The organism is Actinophytocola sp., assembly GCF_036402745.1.
Taxonomy (GTDB): Bacteria; Actinomycetota; Actinomycetes; order Mycobacteriales; family Pseudonocardiaceae; genus Actinophytocola.
In genome coordinates this window covers 15,453-31,468 of the sequence record NZ_DASWSJ010000077.1, presented here as the reverse complement: position 1 = coordinate 31,468, position 16,016 = coordinate 15,453, and the positions used below count along the sequence as shown (strand labels likewise).

Below are 16,016 nucleotides of genomic sequence, written 5' to 3'. Positions count from 1 at the left end.
GTCGCGATCAGCTCCCGCAGGCCGCCGAACAGCATGATCGCCAGCCGGCGGGGCACCGGGCCGACGCCGACCGCGTGCCACTCGCCGGTGTCGCACAGGGTCTGGATCATCGTGACGAACGCGTCCATCACGTCGCGCTGCAGCTCGCGCGCCCCGGCGCCCAGCGAGGGGACGTCGCGGATCCAGCTCAGCGTGATCGCGGGCGCGGACTCCGCGCAGCCGATCCACGCCTCGACCGCCTGCCGCACCTGCGTCGCCCACGGGGCCGCCGGGTCGACCGCCGCGGAGATCTGGCGGATCATCTCGGCGTTGGCGTCGGTGAGCAGCGCGACCAGGCACGCCTCCTTGCTCGCGAAGTGCTCGTAGAACGTGCGCCGCGACGTGCGGGCCCGGCGCACGATGTCGGCGACGGTGGCGTTGCGGTAGCCGTCCCGCACGATCGACTCGGCGAGGCCGTCGAGCAGCCGCTGGCGGAACCCGCCCGGGCCCGCGTCCACGGTCGCGCCGCGTTCCTGCTGGTCAGTCGTCATCGCCACCACGCTATACCTCTCGTCCGGCGCGCCTTGTGCCAAATGGTACGTCGGCGTACCGTCACCGTGGTACGGCCGCGTACCGCAGCGAGGTGGACCCACCAGTGACTCTTCCGCCAGGCCCGTCGACCCCCCGTTTCGTGCAGGGCGCCTACGCGCTCGTGACGCCACTGCGCGGGATGCCCCGGCTGCGGAACCGCTACGGCGACACCTTCACCGTCAACGTGCCGATCTTCGGCCGGGCCGTGGTGATCAGCGATCCCGCCGAGATCAAGCAGCTGTTCACCACGGGCGCCGACGTCGTGGACAACCTCGACCAGAACCTCGGGCGGGTACTCGGCGCCGGCTCGCTGTTCGCGCTCTCCGGCGAGGAGCACCGCACGAGGCGCCGGCTGCTCGTGCCGCCGTTCCACGGCCGCCGGCTCGCCGCGTACGAGCAGATCGTCGAGGACGAGACGGTGCGGGAGATGGCGTCCTGGCCGGAAGGCCGGCCGTTCCCCACCCTGCCCTCGACGATGCGGATCACGCTCAACGCCATCCTGCGGGCCGTGTTCGGCGCGGAGGGCGCGGAGTTCGCCGAGCTGCGGGACCTGCTCCCCCGGCTGGTGAGCCTGGGCTCCCGGCTGGCCGTGTTCCCCCTGCCGAAGCGCGGGCGGTGGAGCCCGTGGGGCCGGTTCCGGGCCATGCGCCGCGAGTACGACGCGGTCGTCGACCGGCTCGTCGACAAGGCCGGGCGGGCGCCGGATCTCGACGACCGCAACGACGTCCTCGCGATGATGCTGCGGAGCCGCTACGAGGACGGCACGGCGATGAGCCGCGAGGAGATCGCCGACCAGCTGCTGACCCTGCTGGCCGCCGGGCACGAGACGACGGCGACGACCCTGGCGTGGGCCGTGGAGCGGCTGCGCCGCCACCCCGCGATCCTGCGCCAGCTGGTCGACGAGGTCGACGCCGGCGGCAAGGCGCTGCGGGAGGCGACCGTCCTCGAGGTCCAGCGCACCCGCCCGGTCATCGACATGGTGGGCCGGCAGGTGAAGGCGGAGACCTTCGAGCTCGGCCGGTGGACGGTGCCGAAGGGGTACGCGGTGCTCGTCAGCATCGGGCTGATCCACGACGACGACAAGGTCTTCCCGGACGCGCGGACGTTCGACCCGGCGCGCTTCCTCGACGCGCGACCGGACCTGTACCACTGGATCCCGTTCGGCGGCGGCACCCGGCGTTGCGTCGGCGCCGCCTTCGCGAACATGGAGATGAACGTCGTGCTGCGCACCATGCTGCGCGACTACTCGCTGACGCCGACGACCGAACGCGCCGAGCGCTGGCATTCCCGCGGCATCGCCTACGCTCCGGGAAAGGGCGGCCTCGCGGTCGTGCACCGCCGGTCGGCCGCCGCGGCGCCGTCCGCGGCGAGCACGTCGACAGGAGCGCGGTCATGACCGAACGAACGGCCGACGTCGGCCGCGGCATCTCGCTTACCTACGAGGAGCTCGGCGACGCGGGTGCCGACCCGCTGCTGCTGGTCGCCGGCCTCGGGCAGCAGCTGCACAGCTGGCCGGCGGAGTTCTGCACGCGGCTGGCCGACCGCGGCTACCGGGTCGTCCGCTTCGACAACCGCGACATCGGCCGCTCGACGCACCTGCGGTTCCGGCCGGCCAGCCTCGCGGCGATGTTCCTGGGCCGCTTTCCGCCGCAGCAGTACGACATCACCGACATGGCCGAGGACACCGCCGGCCTCCTCGCCGCGCTCGGCTGCGAGAGCGCCCACCTCGTCGGCGCGTCGATGGGCGGCATGATCGCGCAGACGGTGGCGGCACGGCACCCGGAGCGGGCGCGGACGCTCACGTCGATCATGTCGACGACCGGGGCACTCCGGACCGGCCGGCCGGCACTGTCCACCCTGCGACTGATGGCCGCGAAGCCGCCGAGAACCCGGGAGACCGCGATCGCCGGCGCGGTCCGGATGTTCCGGCACATCGGCTCGGCCGGCTTCCCGTTCGACGAGGCCGGCGTGCGCGAGCGCGCCGGCCAGGCCTGGGACCGCGACCCGTCGACCGGGGGCGTCGGCCGGCAGCTCGGAGCGATCATGCGCTCCGGCGACCGGTCCGCCGCCCTGCGCGCGGTCACCGCCCCGACGCTGGTGGTCCACGGCGACCGCGACCGGATGGTCCGCCCGGCCGGCGGCGCGGCGACCGTGCGGGCGATCACCGGCGCCCGGCTCGAGACCATCCCCGGCATGGGGCACGACCTGCCGAAGGACGCGTGGCCGGTGCTGGTCGACCTCATCGCCGGCCATGCCCGCCGAGAAGACCAGACGAGGAGCACCGATGCCCCCGCGCCCTAGCCTCACCGGCCGACCGGTAATGATCACCGGTGCCGCCTCCGGCATCGGTCGCGGCCTCGCCCGGCGGCTGTCGCGGCTCGGGTCACCGGTCGCGATCGCCGACGTCGACGAGGCCGGGCTGAAGGACACCGCGGCGACGCTGCCCGGCCGGGTGCTCACCCGGGTTCTCGACGTCCGGGACGCGGCCGACCAGCGGCGGTTCGCCGACGAGGTGCGGGACTGGCTCCCGGCGCCGCTCGCCGCGGTGTTCAACAACGCCGGCGTCGCGGTGACCGCCAGCGTCCTGGACGGGGCGCCGGAGGACGACGACTGGCTGCACGAGATCAACTTCCAGGGCGTGGTCAACGGCACCCGGGCGTTCCTGCCGATCCTCGTCGAGCAGGACTCCGGGGTCGTCGTGAACACCTCCAGCGTGTTCGGGCTGGTGGGCATGCCTTACCAGAGTGCCTACTGCGCCGCGAAGTTCGCCGTCCGCGGCTTCACCGACTCGCTGCGCCAGGAGCTGCGTGGCACAGGGGTGCGCGCGGTCGCCGTGCATCCGGGCGGCATCACCACCAACATCGCCCGCAACGCGCGGATCCGCCGGGACCCGGAAGGCCTGGGGCGGACGAAGGAGCAGATGGCCGCGCAGTTCGAGGCCATGACGATGACCTCGCCCGACAAGGCCGCCGCCATCATCCACAAAGGAGTCGAGCGCGGGAAGGCCCGCATCCTCGTCGGTCCGGACGCCTACGCGTTCGACGCGCTCGCCCGGATCGCGCCCACCCACTACTACGACGTGATCTCGCGCGTGCAGTCCCGGTTGCGCAGCCGGCAGACCTGACCGCCGTTCGGCGTGTGGCGCGCTCGCTGGTGGGGTATTGATGGGTCATGGCCGAACAGGTTGACCCGCGCCCGCTCACCACTGTCCTCGACGGTCGCTGGGGCGAGCTGCGCAGGCGGCTGCGGGAGCGGATGACCAGCAGCAAGCTCGCGGACTCCTACGACCTGGACCGGGAGGCCCACCGCGCGCTCGTGTCCGAGCAGCTGCGGGAGCTGGTCGACGCCGGACACCCGAAGCTGGGCTTCGACCGCGCGTACGGCGGCGAGGGCGACACCGGTGGCTCGGTCGTGTCGTTCGAGATGCTGGGCTACGGCGACCTGTCCCTGATGGTCAAGGCGGGTGTCCAATGGGGACTGTTCGGCGGGGCCGTGCAGCTGCTCGGCACCGAACGGCACCACGAGCGGTACCTGCGCGACATCATCTCGCTGGAGCTGCCCGGCTGCTTCGCGATGACGGAGGCCGGCCACGGCTCGGACGTCCAGCACCTGCGGACGACGGCCACCTACACCGACGGGTCCTTCGTGGTGAACACCCCGGACGACGCCGCGCGCAAGGACTACATCGGCAACGCGGCCCGGGACGGCCGGCTGGCCGTGGTGTTCGCGCAGCTGATCGTCGGCGACCGGCAGTACGGCGTGCACGCGTTCATGGTGCCGATCCGCGACTCGGCGGGCCGCCCGATGCCGGGCGTGCGCATCGAGGACTGCGGCCCGAAGGCGGGCCTGAACGGCGTGGACAACGGGCGCCTGTGGTTCTCCGGCGTGCGGGTCCCCCGCGAGGCCCTGCTGAACCGGTACGGCGACGTGACCGAGGACGGCACCTACACGAGCCCGATCGAGAGCGACGGTCGCCGGTTCTTCACCATGCTCGGCGCCCTGGTCCGCGGCCGGGTGAGCGTGGCGGGAGGCGCGGGCAGCGCGACCCAGCGGGCGCTGACGATCGCGGTCCGGCGGGCGGAGGTGCGCCGCCAGTTCCAGCGCCCGGGTGACGGCGCGGAGGTCGTGCTGCTGGACTACCTGGCCCACCAGCGCAAGCTGCTGCCCGCCCTCGCGACCAGCTACGCCCTGCACTTCGCGCAGGAGGAGCTGGTCGCGATGCTGCACGAGGTCCAGAGCGGGCCGGAGCCGGACGAGCGCGCCCAACGGGTCCTGGAGTCCCGGGCGGCGGGCATCAAGGCGGTCGCCACCTGGCACGCGACGGCGACCGTCCAAACCGCACGCGAGGCCTGCGGCGGAGCGGGCTACCTGGCGGAGAACCTGCTGCCCGGCCTGAAGGCGGACACGGACGTCTTCACCACCTTCGAAGGCGACAACACGGTGTTGCTGCAGCTGGTCGCCAAGGGCCTGCTGACCGACTACCGGGACAACTTCGCCGACCTCAGTCCACTCGCGACCGCCCGGCTGGTCGCGGAGCAGCTGATGGGCGCGGTCCTGGAACGCCTGCCGGCGCGCAAGCTCGTGAGCCCGGCCCTGCACGACCGGGCGTGGCACACGGATCTCTTCGAGGACCGCGAGCAACACATCCTCGCCGGCCTGGCCAGGAGGCTGCGCGCGGCGGCATCGTCGGACAACGACCCGTTCGAGGTGTTCAACGACGCCCAGGACCACGTCCTGCTCGCGGGCCGCGCGCACATCGACCGGCTGGTCCTGGACGCCTTCGTCGCGGCCATCGACACGTGCGCGGACGCGCCGGCGAAGGCGTTGCTGACCCGGGTGTGCGACCTGTACGTCCTGTCGACCATCGAGGCGGACCGGGCCTGGTTCCTCGAACACGGCCGCCTGACCCCGCAACTGGCCAAGAAGGTGGTCGCCGAGGTCAACGCGCTGTGCAAGGAGCTGCGCCCACACGCCCGAACGCTGGTGGACGCGTTCGCCATCCCCGAGCAGTACCTGGCGACTCAGCTGGGCTGACCGGGCGGCGGGAGGTCCGGCTCGAGCCAGCGAGCGACGTCCTTGACCGCGTGGCGGCTCACGTCGCGTTGGAACCAGCCACCCGGCGGTGACGTCCCTTTCGATGACGTTACGCACTGGGGCCAAGTACGGTGGTCACCTTCTCGCGAGATTCGCACGCGGGTGGGCGCCGTCGCCATGGGGGAGGACTTTTGTGACCGAGGGATTCCGGGTCGACCCGACGCAGTTGCAGGACTATATCGATGCACTCAAAGAGTCTCAGCTGCGCTACGACGAAATCGAAGATCAACTGACCGAAGCAGATCTGACCACCGCCGATCCGGACTTCGCCACCTTGGTGGGCCATCCGGAGCTCGGCGGCACGCAGGCCGAGTTCACCGCCGCGTGCCGCACCTTCCTCACCACCTATCGCGACCTGTACACCGAGATCCACGCGCTGCATCACCAGATCTCGGGCAAGTTGAACTACCTGGTGCAGGCGTTCGTCGAGACCAACCAGCTGTACCAGCACCTCGACTCGACGCACGCCACCGTGTTCGACGGTCTGCTCGACCGGCACGCATCGGGAGGAGGGTCCAATGGCGCCACCGACCTACGGTGACTCGGACAGGCACGGCGACTACCACCACTACCTCGTCGAGCACAATTTCAAGGACAACCCGCGGCTGGAGGCGAACGTAAACCGGCTGTCCTCCTGGCTCGAGTTCCTCCTGCATCCCGAAACCCACGAATACGACCGCGAGGTGTACGCGCCTCGCGGCAAGGGTGGCGGGGGGCAGCCCCTGGACTATGAGTGGCGCGAAGAGTCTGGGCCGATGTACTCCGGTTCGGGAGAAGTTGGCAGGCCGCCAACGGAGCAGTACGACTTCCGGTCGGTCCTGCATGAGTACCGGTACTCCGACTTTCTCGACCCGCTGGTCGCGGTGTCCACCCAGCAGGTCGAGTCCGGCGCGAACCTCCTGGCGGTCGCCACCGCGGCGGTGCGCAACATCTACTGGGTGGGCCAGAAGTTCACCCACGAGCTGGCCAAGTTCCCGCCGGAGTGGCATGGCCAGGCGTCCGTCGAAGCGAGCCGGTTCGTCTCCCGGCTGGAAAGCGTGGCCGAGCAGCTCAACCTGGTCGTGGGCGAGCTCAAGGACCTGCTGCCGAAATACGGACTGGTGATCAAGGCCGCGCGGATCGATCTCGACCGCGCCGCCGGTGGGCTCGTCGACAAGTTCGAGGACAAGTTCCACACGAAGTCGGCAGACGGCTTCACCTTGGACGTGGCCGGCCTGGTGATCAGCGTGATCGCTGCGGCGGCGGTCACCTACATGACCGGCGGCACGGGGGCCGTGATCGGCACGGCGATGGTGACCGAGGCGTGGTCGGGAACCTTCAAACAAGCCGCCGAGAAGCTGTTCGGGACGGACAAGGAAACGACCGTCGGGACGGTCCAGGGCTTCTTGTGGAAGGAGCTCGCGGAGTCATATCTGAAGGTCAAGGACGGCATCCTGCGGGACGCCACCGCCGCGGTCAACAGCCTCAACTCGGAAATGGCTCAGCTGGCCAAGGACTTCAAGACCGCGGTCCCGAAGTTCGAGGACACGTTGCCGCAGCTGGACGAGGCTCCTGGCCAAGATGGCTGAAACTCGGGGGTATGTCGTGGGGACCTGGTTTCGTGGACGTGGATGGCTTGTCGGGATCGGCCTCGTGACCGCTCTCGCCCTGACCGGATGTACATCGAACGACCCGCCGACACCCGGCGGATCGTCGTCCGGCGCCGCGCATCCGCGGACCGCGGCACCCAAGGACCGGGACGAGACGGCGGTCCTGGCCGCGCTGCGGCGGCTCGACCTGTGCGCGGTGCTGCGGTCGGCGGCGACCACGGCGCCGGCCGCCCAGCCGAGGGCGCGGGACCCGTTCTCGTGCGGCATGGCCGGCAGTCCCGGCGCCTCGGTCAGCATTTCGCAGATCGGCACCGATGAACGTCTGAAACTGCCCGTGCGGGCGATCGGCGACGCCAAGGCTTACGTGGACTACGCGACTCGTGACACCTGCCTGGCGTATTTCCCCGTCAGCTTCGAGCTGGCGCTCAAGTTCGACGTGGACCGGGTGAAGGGGGATTGCGGACCGGCGATCAACGGGTTCCTCGCCGCCGCGGCCACCACGCTCACCGGGTCGGCCGCACTTACCGCGACACCACAGTGGGACGCGTGCGGTGCGCTCGCCGAAGCGCTGGGCGATGACGCCGATCCGCGCGCACTGACGTGGGCCGGTACCGGGGTGGGCGCGGCCTGTGAGCGCTGGGAGCCGAGCGTGGCTCATCTGGAGTTCGGTTATCGGAATCCGCTCATCGGTGCGACCAGGACCGAAACCGTCGGCGGTGTCCAGGTGCGGGTGCAGGAGGACGACTCGACCGGCCGGACCGTGTGCTGGACGGCGTGGCAGGCTGGGCCGGCGGGTTCGCCCGAGCTGTGGGCCGGCGTCGCGGCGGAGGACTGCGGTAAGGCCGCGACGCTCGCGAAGTCGGTGATGACCGTGCTCGAGTCGCCGCCGCCGGACGTGGCGCCGCAGCGCCCGCTGCTGTACGGCGCGGACGAGGCGGATTCCCCGTACCTCGGTGCGTGCGGAAACCTCGAGCGACAGATCGCGAGGCACTGCCAGCCGTTCGTCGAGATGTCGGTGCCGAATGGCAGGACCGCGATCCTGCGCGCCGCCGAGACCGACGTGGACGTGCATTGCGCGGTGGCACTCGACGCCATCAGAAAGCATTTCGGCGCACAGCTGGTACCCGTCACGGTGGACGACGGCGAGGTGTCCTCGTGCTATTTCGTCGAGCCGGAACGCCAGGTGCGCATTCAGTTCCGCATCGGGGCGGATCCGGTGCACGGGGTTGCCGACGTCTTCACGGTCCGCGACGCGGAGTTCGCCGGGCATCCCGGTTATGTCGAGAACTCGCCCGATCGACAGGCATATCGGGTGTGGGTGGGGGTTTCCGGCGACCCCGCCGATGACGGGCTGTTGAGCCTCACCGTGGACGGCGGGCCGGCGAGCCGTGGCGCGGGACCGCCCGCCGACACCGCGGCCAAGGTGGAACGGGTGATCACGGGCATCCTGGCGAGGTACTTCTCCTGACCTGGATCAGGGCGTGGGTTCCTGCGGTACGCCACGGTTCGCCGGTCGCGTCGAGGCTGGCCAACACGTCGGCGGGGAGGCCGACCACCACGTCGGACTTCAGGGTGCGCAATGCCGCGACGGCGCCGGGGAAGTAGTCCGTCACCGCCTCGAACGGGGTGGTCGCGGGCCACGCGCGGTCGCCGACGAGGCGGCGGTAGTTGAGGTCGCCCTTCATGATCGTGACGGTGGCCGCGGCGAACTCCTCCGCCAGGTCGGCGGGCAGGTGGTGGTAGGACCGCGGTGCGCACGAGAACGGGTGGGTGCGCACCGTCAGGACGCCGTCCACCATCGCCTGCCAGAGGCGGCGGCCCGCGTCGGCGGCGCGGCCGGCCGCGCCGACCAGCCGGCGCAGGGCGGCGGTCACGTCGGCCGTCATCGCGTCGGAGACGTAGTACGGGTACGCCTTGACGTGCAGCGTGACCCTGGCCGCCCGGCCGGTGCCGAGCAGGTGGTCGGCCAGGAACAGGTCCGGCACCAGCTCGCGGGCGGCGTTGTCGGCCACCACGCACACCGTGCCGGGGGCGGTCTCCTCGAGGAGGGACCACAGCAGCGGGCTCTGGTCCACCACCAGCGCGGTCGTACCGTCCCCCTGCCCGCGCCGCGCCGAGAGCTGGAAGCCCAGGTCGGCCCGGTTGCCCCACAGGGACGCGGTCAGCAACGTCGCGTCCCGGTCGGCGAGTGGCAGCGTGGCCAGCTCGTCGAGCGCGGCCAGGTCGCGCTCGAGCTCGGGTGAGTCGAGCTCCGCGGACTTGAACGGCTCGAACGGGTCGATCCAGCGCCACGGCCCGGACCCGAAGTAGCCGACCGCCTCGAGCAGCTTGCGGTAGAAGTAGCTCTCCGCCCAGAGGAACGGCACGTCGTACCACCGCTCGCCGAGGTGCTCGGCCCACAGCTCGCGGTCGCCGGCGTCGGGGCGGAGCGGGCGGATGACGCCGGTGATCTCCTCGGCGAGCTCGTCGAGGGCCCGCCGCCGGTCCGGCGGGTACGGCAGGCCGTCGCGCACCTTCTCGATGAGCGCGGGATGGCGGTCGTGCAACACGCTCCAGGGGAACGAGCCGGGTACGTTGCTCAGGATCTCCGGCGCGTCCGGCACGGTCGCGGATCGCTCGACGTCACGGTTGGTCACAACCGAGTGTCACACGGCGTCTTCTACGGCTCGCGAGCCACGTCGAGGAAGCCGCCGGCTCTGAACTCCGACGGCGTCGTGCCGTAGCGGCGCCGGAAGGCCCTGGTGAGGGTGCCCGCGTCGGTGAACCCGCTGAGCAGCGCGGACCGCGTCACGGTCTCGCCCCGGCGGAGCAGGGCCTTCGCACGGGTGAGCCGCTGGTCGCGGATGTAGCTCGCCGGGGTGTGGCCCGAGTCCGAGAACAGCGACTGCAGGAACCGCAGCGAGACGTGGTGCTGCCGGGCCAGCACGGCCGGCGTGAGGTGCGGGTCGGTGGCGTTCTCGGCGACGAACGTCCAGATCGTCGCCGTCAGGGTCGCCCGGTCGGCGAGCGCGGACCGGCGGGGGCTGTCGGCGCGGGCCTGCGCCCATTCCCGCTCCCGCGCCGCGGCCTCCTGTTCCCTGCGGTCGGTGACGTCGGTGAACGTCAGCACCACGCCCTGCCCGTCCGGCAGCTCGATCGGCACGGACGACCACGCGACCGGGAACGGCTCGCCGTCGCGCCGGAACAGCCACTGGTCCGCCGCGGCGGCCGGTTCGCCGGTCCGGACGGGACGCAGCAGCGGGCACTCGGCGGCCGGGTAGGCCGATCCGTCCAGTCGCCGGCTGTGCAGGGTGTCGTGGCTCGGCCTGCCGCGGAGGTCGTCCGGGTGGCGGTAGCGCAGCTCCCGCGCGGCGGCCGGGTTCACGAAGGCGACGGCGCCCTCGCCGTCGACGACCCACACCGGCCTCGGGACGGTCTCCAGGATCCGGGCCGGCAGGTCGAGAGCCGTCATCGCGGGTCCTCCCTCGGCGATCGCTCGGCTTGGCAAGAACATCGCTCGCGGCTGTGTCCGCGACGTTCCTGCGGTGTAAAGGTTCCGGGTCGCCCGCCGGCGGCCGTGCGCGAACCGCCGGGCGCCGTGCGCGCATTGCCTGGCGGCCGCCGACCGGTCGCTGCTTGTATCGGGCGGACCCGGAAGCGGAGAGGAGCTCACTCATGGGGAGCTACCACCCAGCCATGCAGAAGGCCCGGCTGGCCGACATCGAGAGCGATGTCCACGGGCTGATCGCCAAGCGGACCGCCGAGCTCGACGGCGTGAGCGTCACGGAGGTGACGTTCGGACCGGGCGCGAAGTGGTCGACGGACCTCAAGGAGTACGCCGGCACCGAGCTGTGCGAGCTGCCGCACGTCGCGCTGGTCACCGCGGGCACGCTCGCCGTGCGCATGGCCGACGACTCGGCGGAGGAGTTCTCGGCGGGCGAGGTCATGCTGCTGCCACCGGGTCACGACGCGTGGACGGTCGGCGCGCAGGCATGCACGTTCGTCGAGTTCTCCCGCGGCAACGAGTACTACTCATGACCGCCGCACCCGACAAGGCCGAGGCCGGCAGGATCGTCGCGCGGGCCCGCAGCAGGGCGGGGATCCCGTGGAGCCGCCTCGCCGAGGTCATCGACAAGCCGCTGGTGTGGACGGTCGCGGCACTGCTCGGCAAGCACCCCGTCCCCGCCGGGGACGCGCGGGTGATCGGGGAGCTGCTCGACCTCGACGACGAGGTGCTGGAGGCGCTGCGGCTGCAGCCGTACCGCACGGCCGACCCGGCGGTGTCCACGGATCCGACGATCTACCGCTTCCACGAGGCGCTGCACGTCTACGGCGAGGCGGTCAAGGAGCTGATCCACGAGGAGTTCGGCGACGGGATCATGAGCGCGATCAACTTCACGATGACCGTAGCCCGCCGACCCGACCCGGGCGGCGACCGCGTGGTGGTGACCTTCGACGGGAAGTTCCTGCCCTACCAGTGGTAGGCCGTTCGAACAGAGAACAGTCGTGGCAGGACAGGTCTTTCCCTTCGAGCTGCAAGGCACGAGCTCTGGGGTCCCGAACACCTGGTCCACGGCGAGGAGGAATCTCCAACCTCCGCGACGTGACCGTGTCGACCTCGGTGGAGACAACCTGTCCGACGAGGACTTCGCCCGGTTCGCGAGCGAGATAGAGCGCCGCTGCCCTGTCACGACCCTGTTCCGCGACTCAGGCGTGGACTACAAGGCCAGCTGGACGAACCTCCCCACGGGCGGGTGAAAGCTTCAGGCAGCACCGCTATCGCGAAGCCGTCCGTTTCACCGAATCTCAGTTCTCGAAGAAGCCAGGATGGGGTCGATGATCCAGCGGCGCGGCCGTGGTCGCGTCCGACATCGGAGTGGCCGGCGCACCGTTCGCTCCGTCGTTCCCGGCCTCGCTGACCGTCAGACCCGCTGTCCGGACCTCCTCCGTCCGTGGATCGCCGGCATCGGGGTCGTCGGCATCGGGATCGTCGGCGAAGTTCGGGGCGTTGAACGCCTGGCGGATCTCCCGTGCGGCGTCGTCGGCGCCCATGGTCGCGACGAGGGTCGCCAGCTGGTCGGCCATGTGCGCGCGATCCGGCTCGGTGCCGTGCGGCATGGCTTCGGCTATCAACCAGCGGACCGACTCCACCACACCGCGACCGTCGTCGAGGTCGAGTTGCGCGGGCGACCCCGCGGCCCCGATGGTGGAGCTCGGCTGAACGGCATCGACGAACGCCCGGAACACGGGGTCGACCTCACGGTCGTTGGCCGCGGCAGTCAACTTCGCCAAAGCGCCGATCAGGGCAACGGCCTGGTCGACCTTCGTCGTGTCCTGGGACAGCCACCACACCACCGCGCTGCCCGTGCTCATGAACACATCGTCACGCAGGTAGGCACGTATGTTCCGCTCGCGGTCGCGCTCGTGTTCCCACACCTCTTCGTCCTTGCGGAGGTCTGCGAGCTTGTTCAGTCGCTGCAGGTCGGCTTCCGGGATGGAGAGGACGACATCGTGGGCCCAGACCTCCAGCTCGCCGCTCCGATCCGCGGCGGGATAGGAGAGGTCGGCGGCCAACCGGGAACCCACAAGGGCGAAGTCGCCCGCGGGCTCGTCCTGTGTGTGCCGGGTTGCGCGTTCCCTGATCGCGTCGATGGCGAGCTGGTCCTGTCGAGGGTGCTGACCACCGGCCGGTGCGGCCGCCGAGTGGCGCCACAGAACCGTGCCGTACAGCAGGAACCGGTAGTCGCGGTCCCTGCTGGGCAGCACCAGGCCCTGGACCCGCGTGCTCGCGGGAGGGGCGGGCGGTGGCGGCGGACTCTGCGGGTAGGAGCTCGGCGCAGCGGGCGCGTAGAGCCGGTTGTTCTCGAGCCGGTGCTTGACCAACAGCCCGGCCACGATGACGGGCACGCACAACGCCGGCCCCACCCACCATCGCAAGCCGACCAGGATGGTCAACACGGTGAACACCACCGCCGCCGCCACGGTGAGGGCCACATAGGCCTTGTCGCTCAACATCAGTCCGTGTCTCCTTCGTCGGGACGTCGCTCGGCGGGCAGGGTGGCCGTCCGGCACTTGTGTTGGAGGAGCGCCGCGGTGCGCTGCCGGCTGCGCTGGTCCGGCAGAGTCGGCGCGAGAGTGACCCAGTCGCGGGCCGCCGCGTAGAGCACGGCCAGCAGGCGGGGGTGGCCGCGGGTGGCCGCAGCCAGAGCATCGAGCAGTAGCGCGCGCCGCGGGTCGGCGACGTGCGCGTCGAGCCATGGCCGCACCGCGACCGCGAACCGGCCGTAGGGTTGGTTCTCGAGCCATCCGGTCCAGCACTCGGTGAGGAGCTCGCGAGTCTCCGGCTCGGCGATCCGCGGATATGCCCCCGTGCCGGAAGCGGTCAGCCGCACCGGGTCGGCCACGTCGGTGAACAGGTCGTAGTCGACCGGATGGGGTCGTTCGCCCACCAGGTCGGCGTGCACGCGGGTCAGCATCCGTCGCGCGAAGTGCCCGTCGGTCGCCAACCTCGCCAGCGTGGCGCGCGCCTCGCCGGCGACCTCCTGGTTCGAGTGGTGGGTGAAGTGCCGTAACCGCACCAGCGCCTGTTGCGGCCGCAGCGGCGCGATCACCCCGTCGCACAGCCCGATCAGCAGCGTCGCCAGGCTGGGCGGCAGCTGGCGGTTGTACGACCACGTGTACACCCGCCGGCGAAACCACGGGCCGTACCGCTCGTCGAGCAGTCCTCGCGTGAGCGCCGGCCCCATCGAGTCGAGTAGATGGTCCACAGTGGCCGGAGAGCGCCGGCCCCACCGCTCGGCCAAGGCGCACAGGTCGTCGGGATGGCCGGTGAGCAGGCACTGGTCGGTGTAGCGCAGTACGACCTCCACGCGGTCGACAGCTGGCAGCGCGCGTTGGCTCACACACCTGTCGATCCAGCGCCCGAGCTCGTCGCGAAGGTCGGGAAAGGTGCCCCAGAAGTGCGTGCGAACGGCGGGTGCGTAGGTGATGGTGTCGAACCGAACCCTCCGGTCGTCGATCGTCGCGTCGATCTCGCGGAGGGCTTCGGCGAGATCGGGCCGGTCCAGCCGGTGCTCCTCCGGGTGTGGATAGCCCACCACGTCGAGGAGCCTCCTCATCGCGTCCGCGACCGTGTCCGGTGTGGCGTGCTCGAACGTGGCGGCGGCCAGGAGGAGAGCACGCACCCGCCCGTCGGGGTTCTCCCGCACGAACCTGGCCACGGCGTCCAGTTGCGCGTCGGGATGCATGGCGACGCCGAGCCAGTCCCGCCACTCACTTCTTCCCTCGGCGGCGTTGCGAGCTCTCCGAACCCGCCCGGCGAGTGCCGCGATCTGCCGCATCGGGTCGTGATCGAGATGACCGGTCAGCGTCTCGTCTTTGAGGTCGCCGTCAGGTACCGGCACACCGAGGGCGTCCAGATGCCGCCGGAAGACCCGCTTGCCGTCCGGCCGTCCGATCTCCACCATCGCGGTACCCAGGTCGTCCGCCACGTCCCGCAGCCGTGGCGGGAGTACGACGGCAAGGTAGGCCTGCCGCTCGGCGACGACCGCCCGGTACGCCCGCAGGTCGCTCACCACACGCTGACGTAGCGGACCCGCCTCGGCCGACAGGTCCAGCAGGAGGCGCTCCCCCGTCTCGATCGCGCCCGCGTCGAGAACGTACTCACCTTCGCCGCCGTCGTCGGGAAGCTCCCTGAACCTGGTCGTGCCCTGCCCCGAGGCCCCCAGCGCCATGAGCGCCGCCGAATGCCTGCCACTTCCCGCCAGCCCCGACAAGACCACGGTGCCGGGATCCCGCAGCTGCCGGACGATGTCGCCGTAGCCGGGCGGCACGACGAACACCCGGGCCAGGTCGGTGAGGATGTCCGCGGGAACGAGCCGTGGCGTGCGGGAGGTGTCGGCGGCACCGAACGCCGACTCCGTGCCACGCGTGCCCGACTGGATGTAGAACTCGACGCGATCCGCGATCGTCACGGGGCCCTGCGAGTCGGTGATGGCGATGACGTGGTCCGCGCGCAGCTCGCCGATGCCCCCGAGCTGCGCGCCGGCCGGTCCGCTGTCCTCGAGCTCCTCGTCGTCCAGGTCCGGCGCGCTCATGTGTCGTCCTGGTCGGCCCGGCCGCCGCGCGCGGTCTCGGTCCGGTCGCCGATGTGCACCGGACCGCGTGTGTCGGTGACGGCGGTTACGGTCGTGGCGGTGATGGAGCCGATGCCACCGCGCTGCCCCCGGCCACTGCGCGGGCGATCGCCTCGGGCGCGAGCCGGAAGATCCAGCACATCGCCCAGTCGCTGCAAACCCGCGTCGGGAGAGCGGAAGTCGAGCTTGACGTACTGGCAGCGGGTCAGGTCGGCGAGCGCGCTCGGCAGGTCGGCGACACCTGGCAGCGGAGCGTCGCCGATCAGGAACGGGACGACTCGCACCTGGTGGCTCAGCGCCTCGGCGATCTCCCGACGGATCCAGTCCTCCGGCTTGTCGATCGCCCTTCCGTCGGCGTCTCCGGCGTCGAGCCACCGCGGCCCGATGATCGCCACCATGATGTCGCTGCGCCAGACGTTTCTCAGCAGCTCGTGGTCGAACAGCGCACCGGGTGGGATGGACCGGGTGTCGTAGAAGACGTTGTCCTCGCCGATCCGTTCGGACAGGTACCGAGCAACCGCCAGGGCCGTGCTCTCCCCGTCCCCGGTCCGGTAGTTGACAAAGATTCGCATCGGGTGTCCTGGGTCTGTTTCGTGGGCTGGTGTCGTGGAGGGCCCAGGATGTACACCGTGTCTGCACCAGACCTGGA

15 protein-coding genes are annotated in these 16,016 nt (G+C 71.0%); 9 read left to right on the top strand and 6 right to left on the bottom strand.

The features are described 5' to 3' along the window. Positions 1–530: TetR/AcrR family transcriptional regulator (locus VGD70_RS07380; RefSeq protein WP_331079436.1), on the bottom strand; the 530-nt coding region annotated here is incomplete at its 3' end. A gap of 104 nt (positions 531–634) precedes the next feature. Between VGD70_RS07380 and VGD70_RS07375 the strand changes: the two genes are divergently transcribed. The 7 genes from VGD70_RS07375 to VGD70_RS07345 all read left to right on the top strand — a co-directional run bounded on the left by VGD70_RS07375 (position 635) and on the right by VGD70_RS07345 (position 8,721). Beyond that, on the top strand, positions 635–1,966 hold the full coding sequence (locus VGD70_RS07375) for a cytochrome P450 (protein ID WP_331079434.1): 1,332 nt from the start codon (positions 635–637) through the stop codon (positions 1,964–1,966). Beyond that, positions 1,963–2,871 (top strand): alpha/beta hydrolase, encoded by a 909-nt coding sequence (locus VGD70_RS07370; protein WP_331079432.1) that lies wholly within the window; start codon positions 1,963–1,965, stop codon positions 2,869–2,871. The genes VGD70_RS07375 and VGD70_RS07370 overlap by 4 nt, the downstream gene beginning before the upstream one ends. Next, the gene (locus VGD70_RS07365; RefSeq protein WP_331079431.1) at positions 2,855–3,694 is read left to right on the top strand and encodes an SDR family NAD(P)-dependent oxidoreductase; all 840 of its coding nucleotides are present in this window, start codon (positions 2,855–2,857) and stop codon (positions 3,692–3,694) included. Before VGD70_RS07370 ends, VGD70_RS07365 begins: the two co-directional genes overlap by 17 nt. Positions 3,695–3,741: 47 nt before the next feature. After that, positions 3,742–5,604 (top strand): acyl-CoA dehydrogenase, encoded by a 1,863-nt coding sequence (locus VGD70_RS07360; protein WP_331079429.1) that lies wholly within the window; start codon positions 3,742–3,744, stop codon positions 5,602–5,604. A gap of 193 nt (positions 5,605–5,797) precedes the next feature. Beyond that, a complete protein-coding gene (locus VGD70_RS07355) occupies positions 5,798–6,205 on the top strand; it encodes a hypothetical protein (protein WP_331079427.1) in 408 nt (135 codons plus the stop codon). After that, positions 6,183–7,232, top strand: coding sequence for a hypothetical protein (locus VGD70_RS07350; protein WP_331079425.1), 1,050 nt, complete (start codon positions 6,183–6,185; stop codon positions 7,230–7,232). Before VGD70_RS07355 ends, VGD70_RS07350 begins: the two co-directional genes overlap by 23 nt. Positions 7,233–7,296: 64 nt before the next feature. Continuing rightward, positions 7,297–8,721: a hypothetical protein gene (locus VGD70_RS07345; protein ID WP_331079423.1), complete on the top strand. Its 1,425-nt coding sequence runs from the start codon at positions 7,297–7,299 to the stop codon at positions 8,719–8,721. On the opposite strand, the gene VGD70_RS07340 is transcribed toward VGD70_RS07345, so the two are convergent. Both VGD70_RS07340 and VGD70_RS07335 read right to left on the bottom strand, forming a co-directional pair. Continuing rightward, on the bottom strand, positions 8,690–9,889 hold the full coding sequence (locus VGD70_RS07340; RefSeq protein ID WP_331079421.1) for a damage-control phosphatase ARMT1 family protein: 1,200 nt from the start codon (positions 9,887–9,889) through the stop codon (positions 8,690–8,692). The genes VGD70_RS07345 and VGD70_RS07340 overlap by 32 nt on opposite strands. A gap of 23 nt (positions 9,890–9,912) precedes the next feature. Continuing rightward, positions 9,913–10,704 (bottom strand): helix-turn-helix transcriptional regulator, encoded by a 792-nt coding sequence (locus VGD70_RS07335; RefSeq protein WP_331079419.1) that lies wholly within the window; start codon positions 10,702–10,704, stop codon positions 9,913–9,915. 203 nt (positions 10,705–10,907) lie between these two features. On the opposite strand from VGD70_RS07335, the gene VGD70_RS07330 reads away from it, so the two are divergent. Further along, the gene (locus VGD70_RS07330) at positions 10,908–11,270 is read left to right on the top strand and encodes a cupin (RefSeq protein ID WP_331079417.1); all 363 of its coding nucleotides are present in this window, start codon (positions 10,908–10,910) and stop codon (positions 11,268–11,270) included. Further along, a complete protein-coding gene (gene cynS, locus VGD70_RS07325; RefSeq protein ID WP_331079415.1) occupies positions 11,267–11,716 on the top strand; it encodes a cyanase in 450 nt (149 codons plus the stop codon). Before VGD70_RS07330 ends, cynS begins: the two co-directional genes overlap by 4 nt. 322 nt (positions 11,717–12,038) lie before the next feature. On the opposite strand, the gene VGD70_RS07320 is transcribed toward cynS, so the two are convergent. The 3 genes from VGD70_RS07320 to VGD70_RS07310 are packed head-to-tail and all read right to left on the bottom strand — an operon-like array spanning position 12,039 to position 15,939. Further along, a complete protein-coding gene (locus tag VGD70_RS07320; RefSeq protein WP_331079413.1) occupies positions 12,039–13,247 on the bottom strand; it encodes a hypothetical protein in 1,209 nt (402 codons plus the stop codon). After that, a complete protein-coding gene (locus VGD70_RS07315) occupies positions 13,247–15,328 on the bottom strand; it encodes a hypothetical protein (protein WP_331079411.1) in 2,082 nt (693 codons plus the stop codon). The genes VGD70_RS07320 and VGD70_RS07315 overlap by 1 nt, the downstream gene beginning before the upstream one ends. Continuing rightward, positions 15,325–15,939 (bottom strand): toll/interleukin-1 receptor domain-containing protein, encoded by a 615-nt coding sequence (locus VGD70_RS07310; protein ID WP_331079408.1) that lies wholly within the window; start codon positions 15,937–15,939, stop codon positions 15,325–15,327. Before VGD70_RS07310 ends, VGD70_RS07315 begins: the two co-directional genes overlap by 4 nt. Positions 15,940–16,016: the final 77 nt, after the last annotated feature.

What these genes read in the sequence shown, in the direction of transcription:
- VGD70_RS07370 (WP_331079432.1), top strand. Translation starts at nt 1,963, where the DNA reads ATGACCGAACGAACGGCCGACGTCGGCCGCGGCATCTCGCTTACCTAC.
- VGD70_RS07365 (WP_331079431.1), top strand. Translation starts at nt 2,855, where the DNA reads ATGCCCCCGCGCCCTAGCCTCACCGGCCGACCGGTAATGATCACCGGT.
- VGD70_RS07360 (WP_331079429.1), top strand. Translation starts at nt 3,742, where the DNA reads ATGGCCGAACAGGTTGACCCGCGCCCGCTCACCACTGTCCTCGACGGT.
- VGD70_RS07350 (WP_331079425.1), top strand. Translation starts at nt 6,183, where the DNA reads ATGGCGCCACCGACCTACGGTGACTCGGACAGGCACGGCGACTACCAC.
- VGD70_RS07335 (WP_331079419.1), bottom strand. Translation starts at nt 10,704, where the DNA reads ATGACGGCTCTCGACCTGCCGGCCCGGATCCTGGAGACCGTCCCGAGG.
- VGD70_RS07330 (WP_331079417.1), top strand. Translation starts at nt 10,908, where the DNA reads ATGGGGAGCTACCACCCAGCCATGCAGAAGGCCCGGCTGGCCGACATC.
- cynS (WP_331079415.1), top strand. Translation starts at nt 11,267, where the DNA reads ATGACCGCCGCACCCGACAAGGCCGAGGCCGGCAGGATCGTCGCGCGG.
- VGD70_RS07320 (WP_331079413.1), bottom strand. Translation starts at nt 13,247, where the DNA reads ATGTTGAGCGACAAGGCCTATGTGGCCCTCACCGTGGCGGCGGCGGTG.
- VGD70_RS07315 (WP_331079411.1), bottom strand. Translation starts at nt 15,328, where the DNA reads ATGAGCGCGCCGGACCTGGACGACGAGGAGCTCGAGGACAGCGGACCG.
- VGD70_RS07310 (WP_331079408.1), bottom strand. Translation starts at nt 15,939, where the DNA reads ATGCGAATCTTTGTCAACTACCGGACCGGGGACGGGGAGAGCACGGCC.